At 62.6% G+C, this 18,289-nt stretch carries 13 protein-coding genes; 10 read left to right on the top strand and 3 right to left on the bottom strand.

The window, feature by feature from the left end; genetic code table 11:
* Window positions 1–169: 169 nt before the first annotated feature.
* The gene (locus IEX91_RS12265) at window positions 170–1,861 is read left to right on the top strand and encodes an amidase (protein WP_211086999.1); all 1,692 of its coding nucleotides are present in this window, start codon (window positions 170–172) and stop codon (window positions 1,859–1,861) included.
* 6 nt (window positions 1,862–1,867) lie between these two features.
* On the opposite strand, the gene IEX91_RS12260 is transcribed toward IEX91_RS12265, so the two are convergent.
* Window positions 1,868–2,683 (bottom strand): IclR family transcriptional regulator, encoded by an 816-nt coding sequence (locus IEX91_RS12260; RefSeq protein WP_188879271.1) that lies wholly within the window; start codon window positions 2,681–2,683, stop codon window positions 1,868–1,870.
* Window positions 2,684–3,172: 489 nt separating this feature from the next.
* Here IEX91_RS12260 and IEX91_RS12255 point away from each other — a divergent pair, with 489 nt between their 5' ends.
* The 4 genes from IEX91_RS12255 (at window position 3,173) to IEX91_RS12240 (ending at window position 9,977) form a co-directional block, all read left to right on the top strand.
* Window positions 3,173–5,215 carry a primary-amine oxidase gene (locus IEX91_RS12255; protein ID WP_188879270.1) on the top strand — a complete coding sequence of 681 codons (2,043 nt, stop codon included), beginning with the start codon at window positions 3,173–3,175 and terminating at the stop codon, window positions 5,213–5,215.
* A 172-nt stretch (window positions 5,216–5,387) separates the two neighbouring features.
* Window positions 5,388–6,173 carry a sulfite exporter TauE/SafE family protein gene (locus IEX91_RS12250; RefSeq protein WP_229772867.1) on the top strand — a complete coding sequence of 262 codons (786 nt, stop codon included), beginning with the start codon at window positions 5,388–5,390 and terminating at the stop codon, window positions 6,171–6,173.
* A gap of 422 nt (window positions 6,174–6,595) precedes the next feature.
* A complete protein-coding gene (locus tag IEX91_RS12245) occupies window positions 6,596–8,002 on the top strand; it encodes an APC family permease (protein ID WP_229772866.1) in 1,407 nt (468 codons plus the stop codon).
* A gap of 442 nt (window positions 8,003–8,444) precedes the next feature.
* Window positions 8,445–9,977, top strand: coding sequence for a GMC family oxidoreductase (locus tag IEX91_RS12240; RefSeq protein WP_188879268.1), 1,533 nt, complete (start codon window positions 8,445–8,447; stop codon window positions 9,975–9,977).
* A 162-nt stretch (window positions 9,978–10,139) separates the two neighbouring features.
* Here IEX91_RS12240 and IEX91_RS12235 read toward each other — a convergent pair whose 3' ends face one another.
* On the bottom strand, window positions 10,140–10,964 hold the full coding sequence (locus IEX91_RS12235) for a MoaF C-terminal domain-containing protein (protein WP_229772865.1): 825 nt from the start codon (window positions 10,962–10,964) through the stop codon (window positions 10,140–10,142).
* 337 nt (window positions 10,965–11,301) lie between these two features.
* On the opposite strand from IEX91_RS12235, the gene IEX91_RS12230 reads away from it, so the two are divergent.
* The 5 genes from IEX91_RS12230 to IEX91_RS12210 all read left to right on the top strand — a co-directional run bounded on the left by IEX91_RS12230 (window position 11,302) and on the right by IEX91_RS12210 (window position 16,971).
* Window positions 11,302–12,834 carry an aldehyde dehydrogenase family protein gene (locus IEX91_RS12230; protein WP_188879267.1) on the top strand — a complete coding sequence of 511 codons (1,533 nt, stop codon included), beginning with the start codon at window positions 11,302–11,304 and terminating at the stop codon, window positions 12,832–12,834.
* 112 nt (window positions 12,835–12,946) lie between these two features.
* Window positions 12,947–14,437: an aldehyde dehydrogenase family protein gene (locus tag IEX91_RS12225; protein ID WP_188879266.1), complete on the top strand. Its 1,491-nt coding sequence runs from the start codon at window positions 12,947–12,949 to the stop codon at window positions 14,435–14,437.
* A 78-nt stretch (window positions 14,438–14,515) separates the two neighbouring features.
* The gene (locus IEX91_RS12220; RefSeq protein WP_188879265.1) at window positions 14,516–15,262 is read left to right on the top strand and encodes an IclR family transcriptional regulator; all 747 of its coding nucleotides are present in this window, start codon (window positions 14,516–14,518) and stop codon (window positions 15,260–15,262) included.
* Window positions 15,263–15,475: 213 nt separating this feature from the next.
* Window positions 15,476–16,594, top strand: coding sequence for an amidohydrolase family protein (locus tag IEX91_RS12215; protein ID WP_188879264.1), 1,119 nt, complete (start codon window positions 15,476–15,478; stop codon window positions 16,592–16,594).
* Entirely contained in the window at window positions 16,591–16,971 is a 381-nt protein-coding gene (locus tag IEX91_RS12210) for a Rieske (2Fe-2S) protein (RefSeq protein ID WP_188879263.1), read from the top strand. Before IEX91_RS12215 ends, IEX91_RS12210 begins: the two co-directional genes overlap by 4 nt.
* Before the next feature lie 408 nt (window positions 16,972–17,379).
* Here the strand turns inward: IEX91_RS12210 and IEX91_RS12205 are convergent, their stop codons facing one another.
* Complete coding sequence (locus tag IEX91_RS12205) at window positions 17,380–18,015, bottom strand: IS6 family transposase (RefSeq protein WP_188879262.1); 636 nt, start codon at window positions 18,013–18,015, stop codon at window positions 17,380–17,382.
* Window positions 18,016–18,289: the final 274 nt, after the last annotated feature.

The following is an 18,289-nucleotide window of genomic DNA, read 5'->3' as shown; positions in this document are numbered from 1 at the left end:
AACACGTTGGTACGGTCAGGATCCGACGAACCTCCCCCCCCCCGATTACGCGCGCGACTGCACAGTGAGCCGCTTCGCTCCCTCAATAGTGGAGACCATTTTTAATATTACGACAATATATATGTAATTCTTCTTGTGGTTATCTCCATTATAGGAGGGGTGCTCCCTCGTGAGGGAGGTTCAAACGCTAAGCGGTGGGGTGCCCGCCCGAAAACGAGAGAGAGATCCCCGGACCGGAGCGAGCGTACCGTTGTATCTACCATCCATGAATCCGGTGAACGCTAGAAAGCTCTCTCATATGTGGATCGAGCGCCTTCTGCCACTATCCGGCGCGGCGACTGGGCACATCGAACACCGATACCCACACCGGCGAAACGTTAATATTATACCATCACACAGGCGACGCATGGCAAATGTGACGCGGTCCGCGGTAGAACTGGCGTTCGACATCCGCCACGGTCGTCGTTCACCCGTTGAGGAAACTGATAAAACGTTCGATCGAATCGGGCAACGCAACGACGAACTCAACGCGTTCGTCCACCTCCGCGAAGACGCTGCGCGCGAGGAGGCCGCCGATGCGGAACGCGCGCTTGACGATGGAGAGCCGGTCGGACCGCTCCACGGGGTCCCCGTCGCGCTCAAAGACCTCGACTCACACGTCGAAGGGATGCCGTACACACTCGGCGGGGTGGCTCCGATCGGTGAACTTCTGCCCGATGCGACATCAGTCATCGTCCAGCGACTCCAAGACGCGGGCGCGATTGTGGTGGGCTCGACGAACAGCCCCGAGTTCGGGGCGTCCGGCGACACAACGAACCCGATGTTCGGTTCGACGGGCAATCCGTTCGATTCCAGCAAGACGGCCGGAGGCTCGTCCGGCGGCAGCGCGTCAGCCGTGGGATCCCAGATGATCCCGATTGCGCTCGGTTCAGACGTCGCGGGCTCGCTTCGGATTCCCGCGAGCGCGTGCGGTGTGTACGGGTTGAAACCGACGCCGGGAACCGTCCCGAACGCCTCGCTGCCGGACCTGTTCCGCGACGTCGCTCCGTTCGTCTCGTACGGCGGCCTGACGCGGACGGTCGAGGATACCGCCCTCCTCCTGGCGACGATAGCCGGCGAACACTCCCGCGATCCGCTCAGCGTCCCCGACGGCGGGATCGACTACCTGAACGCAGTCGAACGCCCGATCGATGAGCTCTCTATCGCGTTCAGCAGCGACCTCGGTGTCTTCGAGGTCGAGTCTGCGGTTGTGGACATCGTCGAAGGTGTCGCAGACACACTCACAGCCGCTGGAGCGACCGTCGAGCCGATCGACGTCGAGTTGGGGCTCTCGCTCGAAGTACTCTTGCGCAGCTATGACACGCTCATTGAGTCCAGCATGGCGTCGAGTTTCGAGAGCCTCAAACGAGGAATGAACATCGATCTGATGGCCGACCACCGCGACGAACTCTCGCCCCATATCGTCGAATACGTCGAGCGGGGGCGCGAGTACAGCGCGGTGGAGTACCACCAGGCGAACGTGCTTCGATCTCGCGCGTACGAATCCATTGCGGACGTTCTCGATGAGTACGACCTCTTGCTCACACCAACGCTCGCCACACCGCCGTTCGAGAAGGGGGAGCGAGCCCCAGGTGCGATCGACGGCACGCCGGTGTCGACGGACAAGGAGGCCTTCCTCACGTGGCCGTTCAACCTCACTGGACATCCAGCCGCGTCCCTCCCCGCGGGACTCTCCAGTGAGGGGCTTCCGATCGGGGCACAACTCGTCGGGTCCCGGTTCGCAGAGGACACCGTGCTGGCGGCGAGCGGCGCGGTCGAACGCCGGCGTCCGTGGGCGGACAACTATCCACCCCTCTCCTGACCCGACTCAGCCGGTGTTCTCGTCCTTGTCTCTGGCGCGGATCTCCGCCTCCAAGCTCTCGACGGTGTCGGCTAGTATCTCGGGCAGCTCCTCGTAGAGTCGCTCATCACTGACCTGATATAACGGCCCGAAAGCGTTGAATCCGCCGATAGCATCGTCGTACGGCGCGACGACCATTCCGATCTCTCGAAGGCCGTCGTCCCACTCTTCGTCCGTCGTCGCGTACCCGTTCCTGCGGATCGTCGTGAGCTCATCGAGCAGCGCGTCGATGGATGTTATCGTGTTTTTCGCTTGCTTCGCCAGACCGTATCGATCCGCTATCTCTCTGACTCGCCGATCGGACATTTCAGCGAGCATCGCTTTTCCGATCGCGTTCGTGTGGAGATGCGCCTTGCTCCCAGCGTAGTCTACGACGTCGCACCTCGGATCTTCTGTTAGGTCGTAGAATAAGCTCGAATTATAGTCAGTGGAGGGGATGTATCCAACGAGCAGTCCGTTCGATTCGACGCCGTACTCGACTTGCTCCGGGATCTCTTCTCGCAGTTCCGTGATCGTGCGGTTGATGAGCTGGTAGGGTTCGACAGTCTTCTTGACGTACTCACCGAGATGGAACAGCTCGAAGCCGAGCTCGTATTGGCCGTCTCGTTTCATCAGGTAGCCGTGCTCCAGTAGCACGTTTAGGTGCTTGTAGAGCGTGCTTTCCGCCATGTCGATCTGCTCGCGGAGTTCGGACATCGTCGCACCATTCATAGCCTCCACGACGTTGATGATATCCAAAGATCTCGCTGTCGTCTGTACAATTCGATCAGTTCTGTCTGGCATGCGGTTACAATACTAGCATGGGAACATAACCGTTACCCCGCGTGGACTAGTACCCCAGTGATGTGCCACACCGGTCGCTGAGAGAGACGTATCGAATTTGAATACGTATATATGGAGTATCATCTCTATCCTCCTCAGGTGCCGAGTGGCAACTCTCAATATGGTGGAATTGATATAGTTCAGGGCATATAGATCATTCAATTTTCATCTCAAAATGTGCATCATACTTTTGTCAGAAGAGAAAATATACCATAGTGTGTATTATCACGCTATGTTTCGCTGTTCCAGTCGGGCGAAGCGGGAATTTCTGCATAAATAGTAGAGTGTATCCAGCAACCTATTACGACGATATTGGTGTAAAAATATGGTCGTCAACCCTGTATACAGGGACTATCGAACGAAACCGTTCGACCAGCGGACGCATCGAACAGCATCAGACCTTGATCACAGAAGCATTTATTAGGCTTGATTCGAAAGACATTGCCTGTCATGGCGACAGAGCCAGAATCGGCGGTCGATCAGACTATCGATCATCCAGTCGATCCCCTCACACGGAGCGAGATCGAGGCTGCACGCGACATCCTCGAAAGCGAACGGGACATTGACTCCGCGACTCGCTACGTGAAAATCGTCCTCGACGAGCCTTCGAAGGACGCTCTCCGCGACTACGAAAAGAACGGCACCGTGCCATCCCGCAAGGCGTTCGTCATACTCCGTGACCCGATCGAGAAGGCGACGTACGAGGCGTACATCTCCCTCACCGACGGCGAACTCACGTCTTGGGAACACATCGAAGGGGTCCAGCCGTCCATCACACTCGAGGAGTTCGATCGTTGCGAAGAGACCGTAAAAGCGAACGAAGAGTGGCGGCAGGCCGTCGCGAAACGCGGCGTCGAGAACTTCGACCTCGCTATTGTTGACCCCTGGTCCGCCGGCCACCACCTCGTCCCCGACGACATCGACACCGACCGTCGCCTCTCGCACGCGATGTCCTTCATCCGGACCAGCGAAGACGACAACGGATACGCCCGCCCGCTCGACGGCGTCCACGCCTGGGTCGATCTGGACGACATGGAGGTGGTCAAGGTACTCGACACCGGCGTCAGCGAGTCGAACGTCATCGACGAACTCGAAGACGCGCAGTACCGCGAGGAGCACCGAGACCTTCGCACCGACCTGAAGCCGTACAACGTCGATCAGCCCGAGGGGCCGAGCTGGGACATCGACGGCCGGAAAGTTGAGTGGCAGAACTGGCACTTGCGCGTCGGCTGGACGCAGCGCGAGGGACTCGTCCTCCACAATGTCGGCTACGAGGACGACGGTGAGATTCGCTCCGTCCTCAATCGCGCGTCCTGCGCCGAGATGTCCGTCCCGTACGGGAGCCGCGACCCCAACGAAAACTGGAAGAACGCCTTCGACGTCGGTGAGTACAACATCGGCAGTCTCGCCAATCCGCTCACAGAAGGCTGTGACTGTCTCGGCTACATGCACTACTTCGACGGCGTCATGTGCGATAGCAGTGGCGATGTCAACGTCATTCCGAACGCCATCTGCCTCCACGAGGAGGACTACGGTACCCTCTGGAAGCACACCGACTGGCGCACCGAGAACACCGAAGTGCGCCGAAACCGCCGACTCGTCATCTCCTTCGTCGCCACCGTTGGGAATTACGACTACCAGTTCAACTGGTACCTCTACCAGGACGGCTCCATTGAGGGGCAGGTGCGACTCACCGGTATCGACAGCGTCGGCCTCATGGCTCCCGACGAGGACCCTGGTGGGTTCGCCGAGGAACTCGCCCCACAGGTGAAGGGGATGATCCACCAACACTTCTTCAATTTCCGCCTCGATGTCGACATCGATGGCGCAGAGAACGAGCTCTACCGCGTCCAGAACCAGGCTGTCCCTGCGGGACCGAACGGCGTGCAGAACGACTGGCCTGGCGACCCCGAACAGATGAATCCGGCTGGGCAGGCGTTCTACGCTGAGAAAACCCAGCTCGAATCCGAACAGGAAGCCCAGGAACTCACCGACCCGCACAAGGGCCGCTACTGGCAGGTCGTCAATCCGAACAAGACGAACTGCGTCGACGAGCCGGCCGGATACAAGCTCGCGCCCGGCGAGAACGTCGAAGCGTGCGCGCAGCCCGGCTCAAGCGTGCAAGCGCGCGCGTCATTCATCGATAACCACATCTGGGCGACTCCACACCGCGACGACGAGCGGTTCCCCGCCGGCGAGTACCCGAACCAGAACCCCGGCAGTGAGGGTCTTCCCGAGTGGACCGAGGCTGACCGCTCGCTCGACGGCGAGGACATCGTGCTCTGGTATACGCTCGGCGTTAACCACATCACGCGCCCGGAGGACTGGCCGATCCTCCCAGTACATATCGCGAGCTTCAAGCTCGAACCGGTGAACTTCTTCGACGAGAATCCCTCGATAGACGTCCCTCCCGAACACGCCATCAAGGACGTCCAGCAGCGCCGGGCGGAGAAGTACGATGATCCCGACGCGGTGAGCCAGACTGACGACTGACGACTGCACGCGACAGCGGACGATAGCGATCGATGCCCCAGTACGTACACAGACTCGAACGGACCGCGTTACGACTACTGCCCGATCGCCCGTCACGCTCTCGACTCGGGGCGTGTTCGCGCGAGGACCGGCGGCTGACCGCGCCGAAACGGATCGGGCGAGGTGGTGGTGCGTGAGCGCTGTCGTCGAAAAGACAACGGTCGAACTGGGAGTGTTTGCGCTCGTCGGACTCCTCGGCGGCGCGCACTGCATCGGGATGTGCGGGCCGCTCGCGTCGCTCTACGCGGAGCGCTACGACGACCGGCGGGGCGGCATCGAACGCTCGACACTCGTCCGCCAGCAGCTCACGTTCAATCTCGGACGAACGGCCGGATACATCGCGCTCGGCTTCACGTTCGGTCTGTTAGGGACGGTCCTCTACGGCGCAGCGGCCGTGAGTCGATATGGGACGCTCGTTCGGGCCCTATTCGGTGTCGTCGTCGGCACGTTCATCGTTAGCGTTGGTCTCTATCGGCTGTCCGGTCGGATGGGGAGCGTACTGGACCGCGTTCCCGGTGGACGGCTCGGCGGACGAGCGTTCGGTCGGCTCCATCGGTCGGTCTCGTCGGCGCTGGACGGTTGGGTCGTCCCGCCGCGCGTGCTCGTGCTCGGCGCGACGCACAGCGTGCTCCCGTGTCCGCTGCTCTTCCCCGCGTACCTCTACGCGTTCACGCAAGCAGATCCGGTGTCAGGAGCCGTCGCGCTCGGCGTGCTCGGGATCTCGACGACGCCGACGATGCTCGCGGTCGGCACGACGGCCGGGTCACTCAACGGTCGCCACGGCATGCTTTCGAGACGCGCGCTCGGGGCGGTGTTTCTCGTAATGGGCTACATCCCGCTCTCGCACGGCCTCTCGATGCTCGGTATCGCCGTTCCAACCGTCCATCTACCGTTCTACCATCCCCTTCTTTTGCCATGAGCGGCTGCACGCACTGCGGTGCGTCGCTATCGGGGTCGCCTGTGACGGCATCGGACGTCGAGGGAACGTTCTGCTGCCGGGGATGTCTGGAAGCGTACCGCCTCTTGGGGGGGAGCTAGCGGGCGGGCACCGGTATCGGTGGACGAGTTCCGTCGCCGGTGTCGCGATCGGTCCCCCACAACGCTGCTACCGGCCGATAGGTCGTGATCTCCTCCGACATCGGATAGCCGGTGTCGGCGATCCGCCCGTCGGAATCTGAGTAGTCCTCGGGTGCTGACGGAGGACGCACCTCGGGGGGGAGTCTCGACGGCACGGTGACCGGCGAGAGAAGTCACTGAGATAACAGTCCTCCGCCGGCGACCGGGTTCTCGAAATCACCGGGATGACGACGTCCATCGGTCGAACTGCCAACACGGGGTAACATGTTCGCCGAAAAGGTTGACTTCATCCAAAATTTTATGCTTGCCTGGTGGCTGGTGGCTATTGTCATACCTATGGGAGGCAAGAATACGGAGCTTAAAACCGGCCAGCTAGGGTATTGGACCGCGGTCGCGATCGGCTTCGGTCTCGTCACCTCTTCGACGACGCTGTACGTCGCAGGGAGCGCAGTCAGCCAGATCGGCTCTGGGTTGATTATCAGCATGGCCATCGCGTTCGTACTGATGATTCTCACGGCATTTGGACTCTCCGAGGTCGCCACGATGTTTCCCGTCGCGGGAAGCTTCACGACGTACGCGAAACGGAGTTTCGGATCGAGCGCGGGCGTCGTTATCGGGCTCGTCTACTGGCTGGTGTTCATTGCGCTGGCCTCGGAGGCGAACATCGTCGGCCACATTTTAAACTTCGTGTTCCCAAACGTACTCTCGTGGCAGATTTGGGGAACGATACTGGTGGTCGGGTTCGTCGGAATCAACATCCTCGGCATCGACTGGGTCGGCAAAACCGCCGCCGTTCTCTTGATCGCACTCGCGGGTGCCATCGTAGTCATGTCGCTGCTCCAGATCGGCGGGTTCGGTGTCTCGCCGTTTGAACCGTCGCAGCTCTCGTGGTCGCCCGGTGGGTGGACGCCCATCCTGGCGTACATTCCGTTCGCTATCTGGTTGCTCGTCGGCTGGGAGGTCCTCGGGCCGCTCGCCGAGGAGGTCGAAGACGCGAAGAACGTCCTCCCGAAGGCGATGTTCACCGTGCTCGCGCTCGTCTTCGTCGTTCGCATCCCGTTCATCATCGCAATGGACGGATCGGTCGCCTCGCAGGCGCTCGCCTCCTCGCCGTTCCCGCAGGTGACCGCGTTCGAGGTGTTCTTCGGCGCCACCGGCAAGTGGATCATGGCGATCATCAGCTTCGTTGCGACGGGCGCGACGTTCAACGCCGTACTCGCCGGGACATCCCGGCAGCTCTGGAACCTCGGCCGCGAGGGCTACCTACCGGCGGTCCTCGGCCACATCAACCCTCGCTTCCAGACGCCGGATGCTGCACTCGTACTCACGGGCGGTATTATTCTCGTCCTCCTGTGGGTCGTGTCCGTCCCGACTGTCCTTGTCAACGCCGCGGCCGACCTGTTCATCGTGGTCTACATCACGATTCTGGCGAGCGTCATCGCGCTCCGCTACAAGTATCCGGACGCCGAGCGCCCGTTCTACGCGGGCGGCCCCGACTCGACGCCGATCGTCGCGGTGGTCGGCATCGTCGGTCTCTTGATCGCGTTGTTCTACTCGGGGAACTCGGTCCTGGTGACGACGCTCGGAATCCTGGTCGCGCTCTCCGTGGTCGCCGTGGGCCTCACGCAACTCAAGGCGAGACGGGACGCGAAGGCCACGCCGAGCGACTGAACTCCGAGTCGACTCGCCGCCCGAAACAAGAATCAACGGAACAGACATTCTACCGGTTCCCGGGGCGTTTCGTCGCGGCGGGCCGCGGTTCAGCGTCGACGTCCGCCACGCCGTCCCGACTGGCGGAACAGACGTTCCGCGTGCCGACATGGCGCGCACCCGATTCCCCGGGGACAGCCGCGCCGTCACCTGGCCGCGAGTCGGAGTCCCGCGAGAGCGAACGAACTCCGGACGCGTCCCGGCCTCGCATCGAATCACCATGGCCGCCCCCCGCTGGAAAACGTCAAAAAACTATTCGGGTGGGGGTGGCGCGTCCAGCGCGTCGGCTATTCGATTCGAAACCGCTATTTGAGCCGGCGAAACCTCCTCTCACTCGGTTTTCGAGAGACGCCGCATATTGTCGGGAGATAGATTTATAATATTTTATCGTAATAATAGGGATATGGGTGACTCCACCTACGACTACGTCGTCGTCGGCGCTGGTTCGGCGGGCTGCGTGCTCGCGAACCGCCTGTCGAGCGGAGACGCTGACGTCCTCCTCTTGGAGGCCGGCGCGCCCGACGACGACGACGCGATTCACACGCCCGCGCGGTTCCCGGAGCTCTTCGAGACGGACGCCGACTGGAACTATCGGAGCGTCCCACAACCGGAGCTGAACGACCGACAGCTCTACCACCCGCGCGGCCGCACGCTCGGCGGGTCGAGTTCCATGAACGCCATGATCTACGTCCGCGGCCACCCGTACGACTACGACCGGTGGGCGGAGCGCGGCGGCGACGCCTGGAGCTACGACGCGATGCTCGAACAGTTCAAGTGCTCCGAGAACCACGAGCGCGGCGCGGACGACTACCACGCCACCGGCGGCCCGCTGAACGTCGCGGAACCGCTGGACCCGCACCCGGTCTCCGAGGCGTTCGTCGACGCGATGGACGCGGCCGGTGTCAAACACAACCCGGACTTCAACGGCCCGACGCAGGCTGGATCCGGATTCTACGACCTCACGCAGTCGGACGGCGAACGCTGTAGCTCCGCGGCGGCGTTCGTGAAGCCGGCGCTCGACCGGTCGACTCTCGCCGTCGAAACGAACGCGCAGGCGACCCGCGTCACCTTCGACGGCGACCGCGCGACCGGCGTCGCGTACGAGCGCGACGGGACCGCTCACGAGGCTCGCGCCGAGCGCGAGGTGCTGCTGTCGGCGGGCGCGATCAACTCGCCACAGCTCCTGATGCTCTCCGGCATCGGGCCGGCCGAGCACCTCTCCAAGCACGGAATCGATGTACGCGTCGACCTCCCGCAGGTCGGTCGGAACCTCCAGGACCACCTCAAACTCGGCGTCGTGTACGAGCGGACCGCCGGGCCGGCGAACCCCGCGCCCTCCTCGAACGTGATCGAGACCGGCGCGTTCGTTCGGACCGACCCCGACGCCCCGGCACCCGACTTGCAGTTGCACAACGCCCCGGTCTACCTCCTCGAGCACGGCCTCGATGCCCCGGACGACGGTCGGAAGTACTTCACGATGATGCCGACCCAGATCCGTCCGGAGAGCACTGGGACCGTGCGCCTCGCGTCAAACGACCCGCACGAGTCCCCCGTCATCGACCCGCAGTACCTCACCGAGGACGGCGACATCGAGCCCCTCGTCGAAGGGGTCAAACTGGTCCGAGAGATCGTCGAGACCTCGCCGCTCGACGACTATCGCGGCGCGGAGGTGCATCCGGGTGAGTCGGTCACGTCCGACGAGGAGATCGAGGCGTTCGTCCGGGAGCACGCGACGACCGTCTACCACCCAGTGGGAACGTGCCGGATGGGGGCCGAGGGCGACGGCGTCGTCGACGACCGACTTCGCGTCCACGGCGTCGAAGGGCTACGCGTCACTGATGCCTCGATCATGCCCGAGATCGTCGGCGGGAACACGAACGCCCCCACGATCGCGATAGCGGAGCGCGCCGCGTCCTTTATCGAGGATGCGCGATGACGCCGGAAGAGTGACACTGATCTGACCATCGGTCGTGCTACTCTGCGGGATCGCTGGACGGCAGTGCGTCGGCTGCGTCGTCCCGGTGGGGCGTGCGGACATCGTATGCCCGTTCATGGGCCAGTAGCGTGTCGGGCGGCTTCGACGGTTGTCGCGTGGTGGTCAGTCGAGGGTAGGGGTTACGTTGAGTTGCTCCGCGTGGGCGCCCATCGGGATGTTAACGACGCCCTCGAAGTCGTTCTTGTCGTCGCAAAGCATCTTCCCGGTGGTCTTCATCGCGTGGAAGTCGATCAGGACGACGCCGATGACGGGAAGGACGACCTCCTCCCAGACGATCATGTAGAGACCATCCGCGATTTCGTAGTAACTGCACGGAGACGCTTCCGCGAGGCCGCGTTCTTCGCCACGCAAGCAGTGCCAGACGTAGCGCTCTTCGTTCAGGTAGATGTGCTCGTAGACGCTGTTATCGCTGTAGGTGTACCGCATACGCTTTCCCGTAAGGTCGTCCGTGCGTTCGTGTACCGCCGACCCTTCGGTAAACGGCTGACCAATCGTCGCGCAGTCGAACGCCACGTCACCGGCGGACAGCGATTTGCCCTCGTTCGCGTTCTCGAGTAGCAACTGGGGCATCTCCGATTTGGACGCGGGAATGCTTGCGGTGACGGACGTGGCGATTCCCCGGTTGAGGTCGAGGACCAGCGACGTGGAGGTTCGAGGCGCGTCGTCTCGCATGTGATCCACGAAGTAGATGTCGTCGCGTGGCTTCGTCGCAGTGTAGGCCGCTTGACCGCCCACGCCCTCGTCCGATCCGGCCGTTACCGTCCACTCGAGCGTTTCGGGATCGCGGAGCTCGTACTCCACGACGCGCCCGTCCTTGAAGTTGAGCGTGTACGACGACCCGGACAGCGAGTCGGTCGCCGGCATCTGGTTCTTCTCGTACTCGTCGGCGATGTCGCCCATCGGCACCCACTCGGAGCTTCCAGTCATGCTAGCATAGGTCCATTGCGGAACATCGGATGATAAAGCTATCTCCTGGAGGAATGGGCGCGATAGTCGGACAGTCGTCCCAGACGGAGGAGTCCGAGTGTCCGCGGCGTGATCCGTGGGACCAGGGGCGGCTATTCCGCGTTGTTGGCGGTCACCCACGCGCGACTCCTCACCGTCTCGGTCCCCCTGTGGTGCACGAAACCACGCGAACCCCGCGGACGAGTCGGCCTGACCGTCGGCGACGCGTCAGCGGTCCACGACCGCACGCGCACCGATCCGGCAGAGCGCAATAATCAATAATTTTAAATCAGTAGGGTTCGATAGCTTCGTTCGAACTATGAGCGCAGGATCGGAACCGACCAGTGGAGAGAGTGACGAGATCAAGCGACGCCACCGCGACGTCGCCGCGGACGTCCTTCCCGAACACCATCGGCTCTACGTCGGCGGTGAGTGGGTGGAGAGCGCGTCGGGCGAGACGTTCGCGACGCGGGACCCGACCACGGGCGAGGTGCTAGCGGACGTCCCCGCCGGCACGGCCGCCGACATCGACCGCGCCGTCAAGGCCGCCCGGAACGCCTATGAGGAGGTGTGGTCGGGCTACTCGCCGGGTGATCGCCAGCGCGTACTCGCCGATATCGCGCGCCGGGTGGAGGAGAACCAGGAGACGCTCGCGAAACTGGAGACGCTCGACACCGGCAAGACCGTCACGGAGGCGATGGGCGACATGGGCCTCGTCGTCGACCACCTCACGTACAACGCAGCGTTGGCGCGGTCCGTGACCGGCGAGACAGTCCCGACCGACGACCTCTTCGACCGCGACAAGCAGGTGTTCACGCTCCGCGAACCGTACGGCGTCGTTGGCGGTATCGTCCCGTGGAACTTCCCCCTCCTCATCGCCATCTGGAAGCTCGGACCCGCGCTCGCCGCCGGCAACACCATCGTCCTCAAACCCTCCGAGGAGACCCCGCTCTCCATTCTGAAGCTCATGGAACTCGTGGACGACGTGGTGCCGGACGGCGTCGTCAACGTCGTCACGGGCTACGGCGAGGACGCGGGCGCACCGCTGTCCAGCCACGACGACGTGGACAAGATCTCGTTCACGGGCTCGACCGACGTCGGCAAGGAGATCATGCGGACGGCCGTCGAGGACGTGAAGAAGACGACGCTGGAGCTCGGCGGGAAGAGCCCGCTCATCGTCTATCCGGACGCGGACGTCGAGATGGCCGTCGAAACGGCGATGATGGCGATCTTCTTCAACAAGGGCGAGTGCTGTGCGGCCGGCTCGCGGCTCTTCGTCCACGAGGACATCGAGGAGGAGTTCCTCGGCGCGTTCGCGGAGGCCGCGAGCGGGATGCAGATCGGCGACCCGCTTCTGGAGGAGACGGATCTCGGGCCGAAGGTCTCGCAGGGGCAGGTAGAGCGGACGGCGTCGTACGTTGAAGCGGCGCGCGAGAGCGGCGCGACGGTCCTCGCTGGCGGGGAACGTCCCGACGAGGACGCACTTGCGGACGGCGCGTTCTACGAGCCGACGATCATCGACGGCCTCGACCACGATCACCGTTCGGTCCAGGAGGAGATCTTCGGCCCGGTTGAGGAGACGTTCTCGTGGAGCGACGAGGACAAGGTCGTCGCGCGGGCGAACGACGTCGAGTACGGGCTCGCGGCGGGCATCATCACGGACGACATCACGCGCGCGCTGCGCACGGCGCGCGACCTGGACGCGGGCGTCGTCTGGATCAACCACTACAACGACGTGTCGGCCGGCCAGCCGTTCGGCGGCTACAAGCAGTCCGGCCTCGGCCGAGAGAACGGCCGGGAGGCACTCGACGAGTACACGCAGATGAAAGCCATCAACGTCAACCTCGGCTGAACGGGCCAGGTCGGACAGCGGCGTTTGCTCGTGAACAGCGACGCGTCGAGATATGTCACCTTCATATTATCTCCTATCATTTTATATTTCACGAGCCGAGTGAGGATGGTGTATGACAGCAGACCTCTCACCAAGCGCGGACTGGAACGCGCTCTACGTGGACGGGGAGTGGCGGGAGAGCGAGAGCGGAGAGACGATCGACGTCGAGGACCCCTCGACGCGCGAGGTGATCACGCAGGTCCCCGCCGGGACCGAGGCCGACGTCAACGCCGCCTACGAGGCCGCCGCCGACGCCCGGCAGGCGTGGGCCGCCCACCCACCCGCCGCGCGCGAGCAGGTCGTCCAGCAGGTCCTCCGGACACTCCAGGACTATCGCGAGGATGTCATCGACCTGCTCGTCGCGGAGGCGGGCGGGACGCGCGTGATGGCGGAGACGTCCGTCCAACTCGCCTCGGATCAGGCGAGCGAGGCAGCGACGCTCCCCCGTCGCATGAAGGGCGAGCATGCCGAGTCGAACATCCCCGACAAGGAACACCTGGTCCGACGAACGCCCGCGGGCGTGGTGACGGTGATTTCGCCGTGGAACTTCCCGCTGAACCTCTCAATGCGCGCCGTCGCCCCCGCCATCGCCGCCGGCAACAGCGTCGTCCTCAAACCCGCCACCAACACGCCGATCACGGGCGGACTGTTGTTCGCGAAGCTCTTCGAGGAAACCGACCTGCCGCCGGGCGTCCTCAACGTCGTCACCGGGCGCGGGTCCGAGATCGGTGACCGCGTCGCCGGCCATCCCGAGAGCGACGTCGTCGCGTTCACCGGCTCCACCGAGGTCGGTCGGCGGGTGGGTGCGGCCGCGGGTAAGAACCTCGCGGAGGCCGCCCTCGAACTCGGCGGGAACAACGCGCACGTCGTCACTGACGGCGCCGACCTCGACGCAGCGATCGACGCGGGCGTCTTCGGGTCGTTCGTCCATCAGGGACAGGTCTGTATCAGCATCAACCGCCACATCGTCCACGAGGCCGTCTACGACGAGTACGTCGAACGCCTTACCGAGCGCGCCGAGGACCTCCCGCGGGGGAGCGCGCACGACCCCTCGACGGTGGTCGGGCCGATCATCGACGAGCGCCAGCGCGGGAAGATGCTCTCCTACGTCGAGGACACGGTCGACGCTGGCGCGACCCTCGAAACCGGCGGCGGCATCCACGAACTCGACGGCGTCGAGGATTCGCTGGTCGTGGAGCCGACCATCCTCTCCGGGGTGACGAACGAGATGCCGACGGCGTGTAACGAGCACTTCGGCCCGATCGCGCCCGTCATACCGTTCTCCGACGTCGACGAAGCGATCGAGATGGCGAACGACACCGAGTACGGGCTCTCCGGGAGCGTCCACGCCGGCGACGTGGGGGCCGGTGCGCGCATCGCGCGGCGGATGGAGACGGGGCACGTCCACGTGAACGACCAGCCGGTGAACGACGAGGCGCACGTCCCGTTCGGTGGCATCGGGGCGTCCGGCGTCGGGACGTACAACGGCGAGGCGTTCCTCCGTGAGATAACCGAGAAGCAGTGGCTCTCTCTCCAGCACGAGCCCCGCGACTTCCCGTTCTAACCGCGGGAGACGATTCGCATGGGCGCCGACGCGCCCGTGCGGCACGAATTTTTAACCCAGGAGTGCGAGGTGTGGCGTATGAGCGAACGGCGCGTGGGGTCGGACGAGACGCTCTTTCGAATCGTGGAGGGGCTGGACGCAGCCGGTGACGCGGGCGTGACCGAGTTGGCGGAGCAGCTATCCCTGAGCAAGAGCACGGTGCATCGGCACCTCCAGACGCTCGCCGCGTGCGGGTTCGCGGTGAACGAGGACGGCCGGTATCGCCTCTCGCACGCGTGGTTCCGACTCGGGACGCGCGTTCGCTTTCGGGGGGCGTTCTATCGGGCGGCGCGAGACGAGATCCGCACGCTCTCGGCGGAGACCGGCCACACCACGTGGAGCGCGATCGAGGAGGACGGGCGGCTGATGTTCGTAGACGGCGCGGGGTCGAATCCGACGCCGAGCCCGGAGTTGCTCGTGGGTGACTGGGCTGACCTCGACGAGACGGCAGCCGGGAAGGCGATACTCGCGCACCTCCCGGAGCCGCGAATCGAGCGATTCGTCGAGACGCGGGCAGCAGAGAGCGGCGACGCGGTTCGGAAGACGATACGCGCGAGCGTCACGACCACTCGCGACCGCGGGTACGCGGTCAATCGCGAGGGCCATATCTCGGGAATCTACGCGCTCGGGATGCCGGTTATCGTGGACAGGAGCGTTCGCGGGGGGCTGTCGCTCGCGAGCGCGTCCCCGTCTATTCTGAACGCGGAGCATGACGAACTCGTTGACGCGCTCGCGGCGGCGGTCAGGCGAGTCGAACGCGCGCTCACCGATCAAGACGACGGATAAGACGACTCCCGAACTTCGTTCCGCGTAGCGGGATGGACGGGTGGCAGCCGTCTCCGTATTTACGGACATATCGACGTAAAACGACAGCTGAGGTCCGAATCCGGCCCGCTATCGTCTATCCCGTGATGGCGAACGTCCCGGCTAATCGGCCGGTATATGCTCTTTCGGCCGGTAATACGAGGTTTTATTATCTACAATGATAGATGACTGGGTATGTCACAGGTAGACAGCGAGTCGAGGCGCCTGGACGAACTCGCGGAGTACCACGTGGTCGACTGCGACTGTCACTACATGGAGTCCTTCGAGAACGTCGCCGAGTACTTCGAAGAGCCGTGGAAGACGCGCTTCGAGGGCTCGAACTTCGACGAGAAGGGCGCGAAGCAGAACCTCAGCTCCTTCTTCCCGTTCTCCACGGGCGACCGGCAAGCCTACGGGAAGATCACGCGCGAACACTCCTCCTACCCCGACGACCCGGAGACGCCGGAGCGCATCCGCGAGGGGATGGCGTCCATCGGCGTCGACGACACCCTCCTCATCTCCCACCTCATCCTCGCCGGCGCCGGCACCACCGCCGACGACGAGCGACAGGCCGCCTTCGCGAAGGCGTACGTCGAGTACATGAGCGAGGAAGTCCTCGACCCTGACGACGGGATTCACGGCCTCGCCCCCATTCCGTACTACGACGTCGACGCCTCGCTCGAAATCTTCGACATGATCGAGGACCGCGAGGAGTACGTCGGCGCGTGCTTCGTCACCGCGGGCGCGACCCCGCCGCTCGGCAACCGCAAGTACGATCCGCTCTACGAGCGCTGCGAGGACATGGATCTCGCCGCCGTCTTCCACACGGGCGGCGCCGGCCTCGACGAGTACGTGCGTGGAGGCTACGAGGAGATGATCGAAACGCACACGCTCGGCTTCCTCGAATCGAATATGTCCCAGATCGTCAGCCTCGTCTGTCAGGGTGTTCCCGAAAAGTTTCCCGACCTCGATATCACGTTTATGGAATCCGGCGTCACCTACCTCCCGGGGCTCATCACTCGCCTCGACGAGGAGTACCTCAAGCGCCCGGAGGAGGCGCCACTCCTCGAGAAGAAGCCTGGCGAGTACATCACGGACTTCTACTACGGCACCCAGCCCCTCGAGGTCTCGGCTGATCCCGAATACCTCGGGAAGTGCGTGGAGATGGTGGGCGCGGACAGCCTGATGTTCGCCTCGGACTACCCGCACTGGGACTACGACCGACCGACCACCGTGCTCGACCTGCCGTTCCTGGACGAGGACGAGAAAAAGCAGATCCTCTCCGGGAACGCGGTGGAGGTGTTCGGCCTGTGAGCAGCGACTTGGTGGAAGTCGGCTCCGCAGACGAGTTCGAGGACGGAGACCGAGCGTTCGTCGATGTGGACGGTGTCGAGGTCGGTGTGCTCCACGTCGAGGGCGAGTACTACGCGCTCCGGAACTACTGCATGCACGACGGCGGACCGGTCTGCGAAGGCGAGACGCAACGTAAACTCGTCGGTGAGTTCGAGGAACCCGGCAAGCGCGTTGACAAATCCTATACCGATGAGGAGTGCATCGTCTCGTGCCCGTGGCACGGATGGTCGTACGACCTCGACAGCGGTGAGCACCTCGCGGATAGTGACATCATCCTCCCCACGTGGAACACCGTTGTTGAGGATGGGACGGTCTACGTCGGCGACCGAAAGACCTGATAGTGTGGTATAATAACGAAATCAAGAAAAAGTCATAAATGGGAGCTTTAATATATTTCTGGGGAATTATGGTACTATGTAGTCATATAGGGTTCGAGACAGACATAGTGTAGTTCTCAGTGTTGGTCCTAACTATCGACGGCGGCTGACCATAGACCGCTTAAGTGCTCTATCTTGGTGCGATACTACAAAGCCGTTCCGCCAGTGCAGATACCCTGTCTTCCGTGGCGTAGCCGCCTTATCGTCCGTATCACCATGACACATCGCTATGCTCGGAGCGTAGAACATAGCTATTCCGGGGACTACTCGTTTAGCGTCTCCTTGATGAGTGTGGTTTTATCAATCTATTGGTCAGATGTTCGGTTATTATAGTAATGTTAAAGCTATTCAATATTGTTGGCATCGTGTTTAGTTAAGCGAATTCCACCAGACGGCGAAGGCTTGCAACCACGTTTCGGCGGTCTCCGGATCGACGTGGCTGAAACTATTGCTAAACGATGAAGTACGTCGTTTTATTTCTCGAAATATACGTTCGATGGCGTTCCGATTTCCATGACGAACGGTTTGAAATCGGAGTTCAGCTCGATGCAGTGCAGCCGCTAGATGCTGGGCGTGATCGACGAGAAATACGGTGTCGGAGACGTCGTGTTTCTCACGAACCTCCCGAAGGAACTGCTGCGTTAATGCCGTCGTAGTCGTCGTAAACAGCCGTATATGCAGGAATCTGTTTGTTTCGGGATCGACAGCGGCGTACAGCCAGAACTGCTGGCCGTTGATTCGGATCACCGTCTCGTCGAGCGCGACGTGATCCGGACTCGCGTCGCTGGCGGGCTGTAGATCGGCCTTCTGCACCCAGTCGTGCACGGCCTTCCGTGACCGTTCGACACCGAACTTCTCAAGTTCTGAGACGGTATTCGAAAGTGAGAGTCCCGACAGATGGAGTCGAATACTGAGCTCCATCAGCTCACTCGGTGTCCGCTCTCGCTCCACAAAATCCAACTCGATCCAGTCGCTACGACCGCTGAGGCGGGTGATTTCTGCCATAGACCAGCACAAAATCACCACGCCTCACTTTTCAGCCTTAACTAAACACCGCCCCCCCAGTTGCCCCGTAATCGCGTTTATCGCCGTATCTCACGGAATCAAGCCGTCAGATCGGTGCCATCGTGTCTGGACAACACACCGATACGACTCAGCTACACACCAAAGTATATTGTTGTATTCTCACAATATTCATCACTGTTAAGATTCTGTCAACGGCGCCAAACGGCACTGTCTGGCTAAGCCAATTTGAGAAATGAGCAGGTCGTTAGTTTTG

Source organism: Halarchaeum nitratireducens, assembly GCF_014647155.1.
In the GTDB taxonomy this organism is placed as follows: domain Archaea; phylum Halobacteriota; class Halobacteria; order Halobacteriales; family Halobacteriaceae; genus Halarchaeum; species Halarchaeum nitratireducens.
This window is presented reverse-complemented; position numbering and strand designations above follow the sequence as displayed.

Coding starts and splice junctions, on each gene's coding strand:
- IEX91_RS12245 (WP_229772866.1), top strand. CDS start 6,596: ATGTTCGCCGAAAAGGTTGACTTCATCCAAAATTTTATGCTTGCCTGG.
- IEX91_RS12240 (WP_188879268.1), top strand. CDS start 8,445: ATGGGTGACTCCACCTACGACTACGTCGTCGTCGGCGCTGGTTCGGCG.
- IEX91_RS12230 (WP_188879267.1), top strand. CDS start 11,302: ATGAGCGCAGGATCGGAACCGACCAGTGGAGAGAGTGACGAGATCAAG.
- IEX91_RS12205 (WP_188879262.1), bottom strand. CDS start 18,015: ATGGCAGAAATCACCCGCCTCAGCGGTCGTAGCGACTGGATCGAGTTG.
- IEX91_RS12255 (WP_188879270.1), top strand. CDS start 3,173: ATGGCGACAGAGCCAGAATCGGCGGTCGATCAGACTATCGATCATCCA.
- IEX91_RS12220 (WP_188879265.1), top strand. CDS start 14,516: ATGAGCGAACGGCGCGTGGGGTCGGACGAGACGCTCTTTCGAATCGTG.
- IEX91_RS12235 (WP_229772865.1), bottom strand. CDS start 10,964: ATGACTGGAAGCTCCGAGTGGGTGCCGATGGGCGACATCGCCGACGAG.
- IEX91_RS12260 (WP_188879271.1), bottom strand. CDS start 2,683: ATGCCAGACAGAACTGATCGAATTGTACAGACGACAGCGAGATCTTTG.
- IEX91_RS12215 (WP_188879264.1), top strand. CDS start 15,476: ATGTCACAGGTAGACAGCGAGTCGAGGCGCCTGGACGAACTCGCGGAG.
- IEX91_RS12225 (WP_188879266.1), top strand. CDS start 12,947: ATGACAGCAGACCTCTCACCAAGCGCGGACTGGAACGCGCTCTACGTG.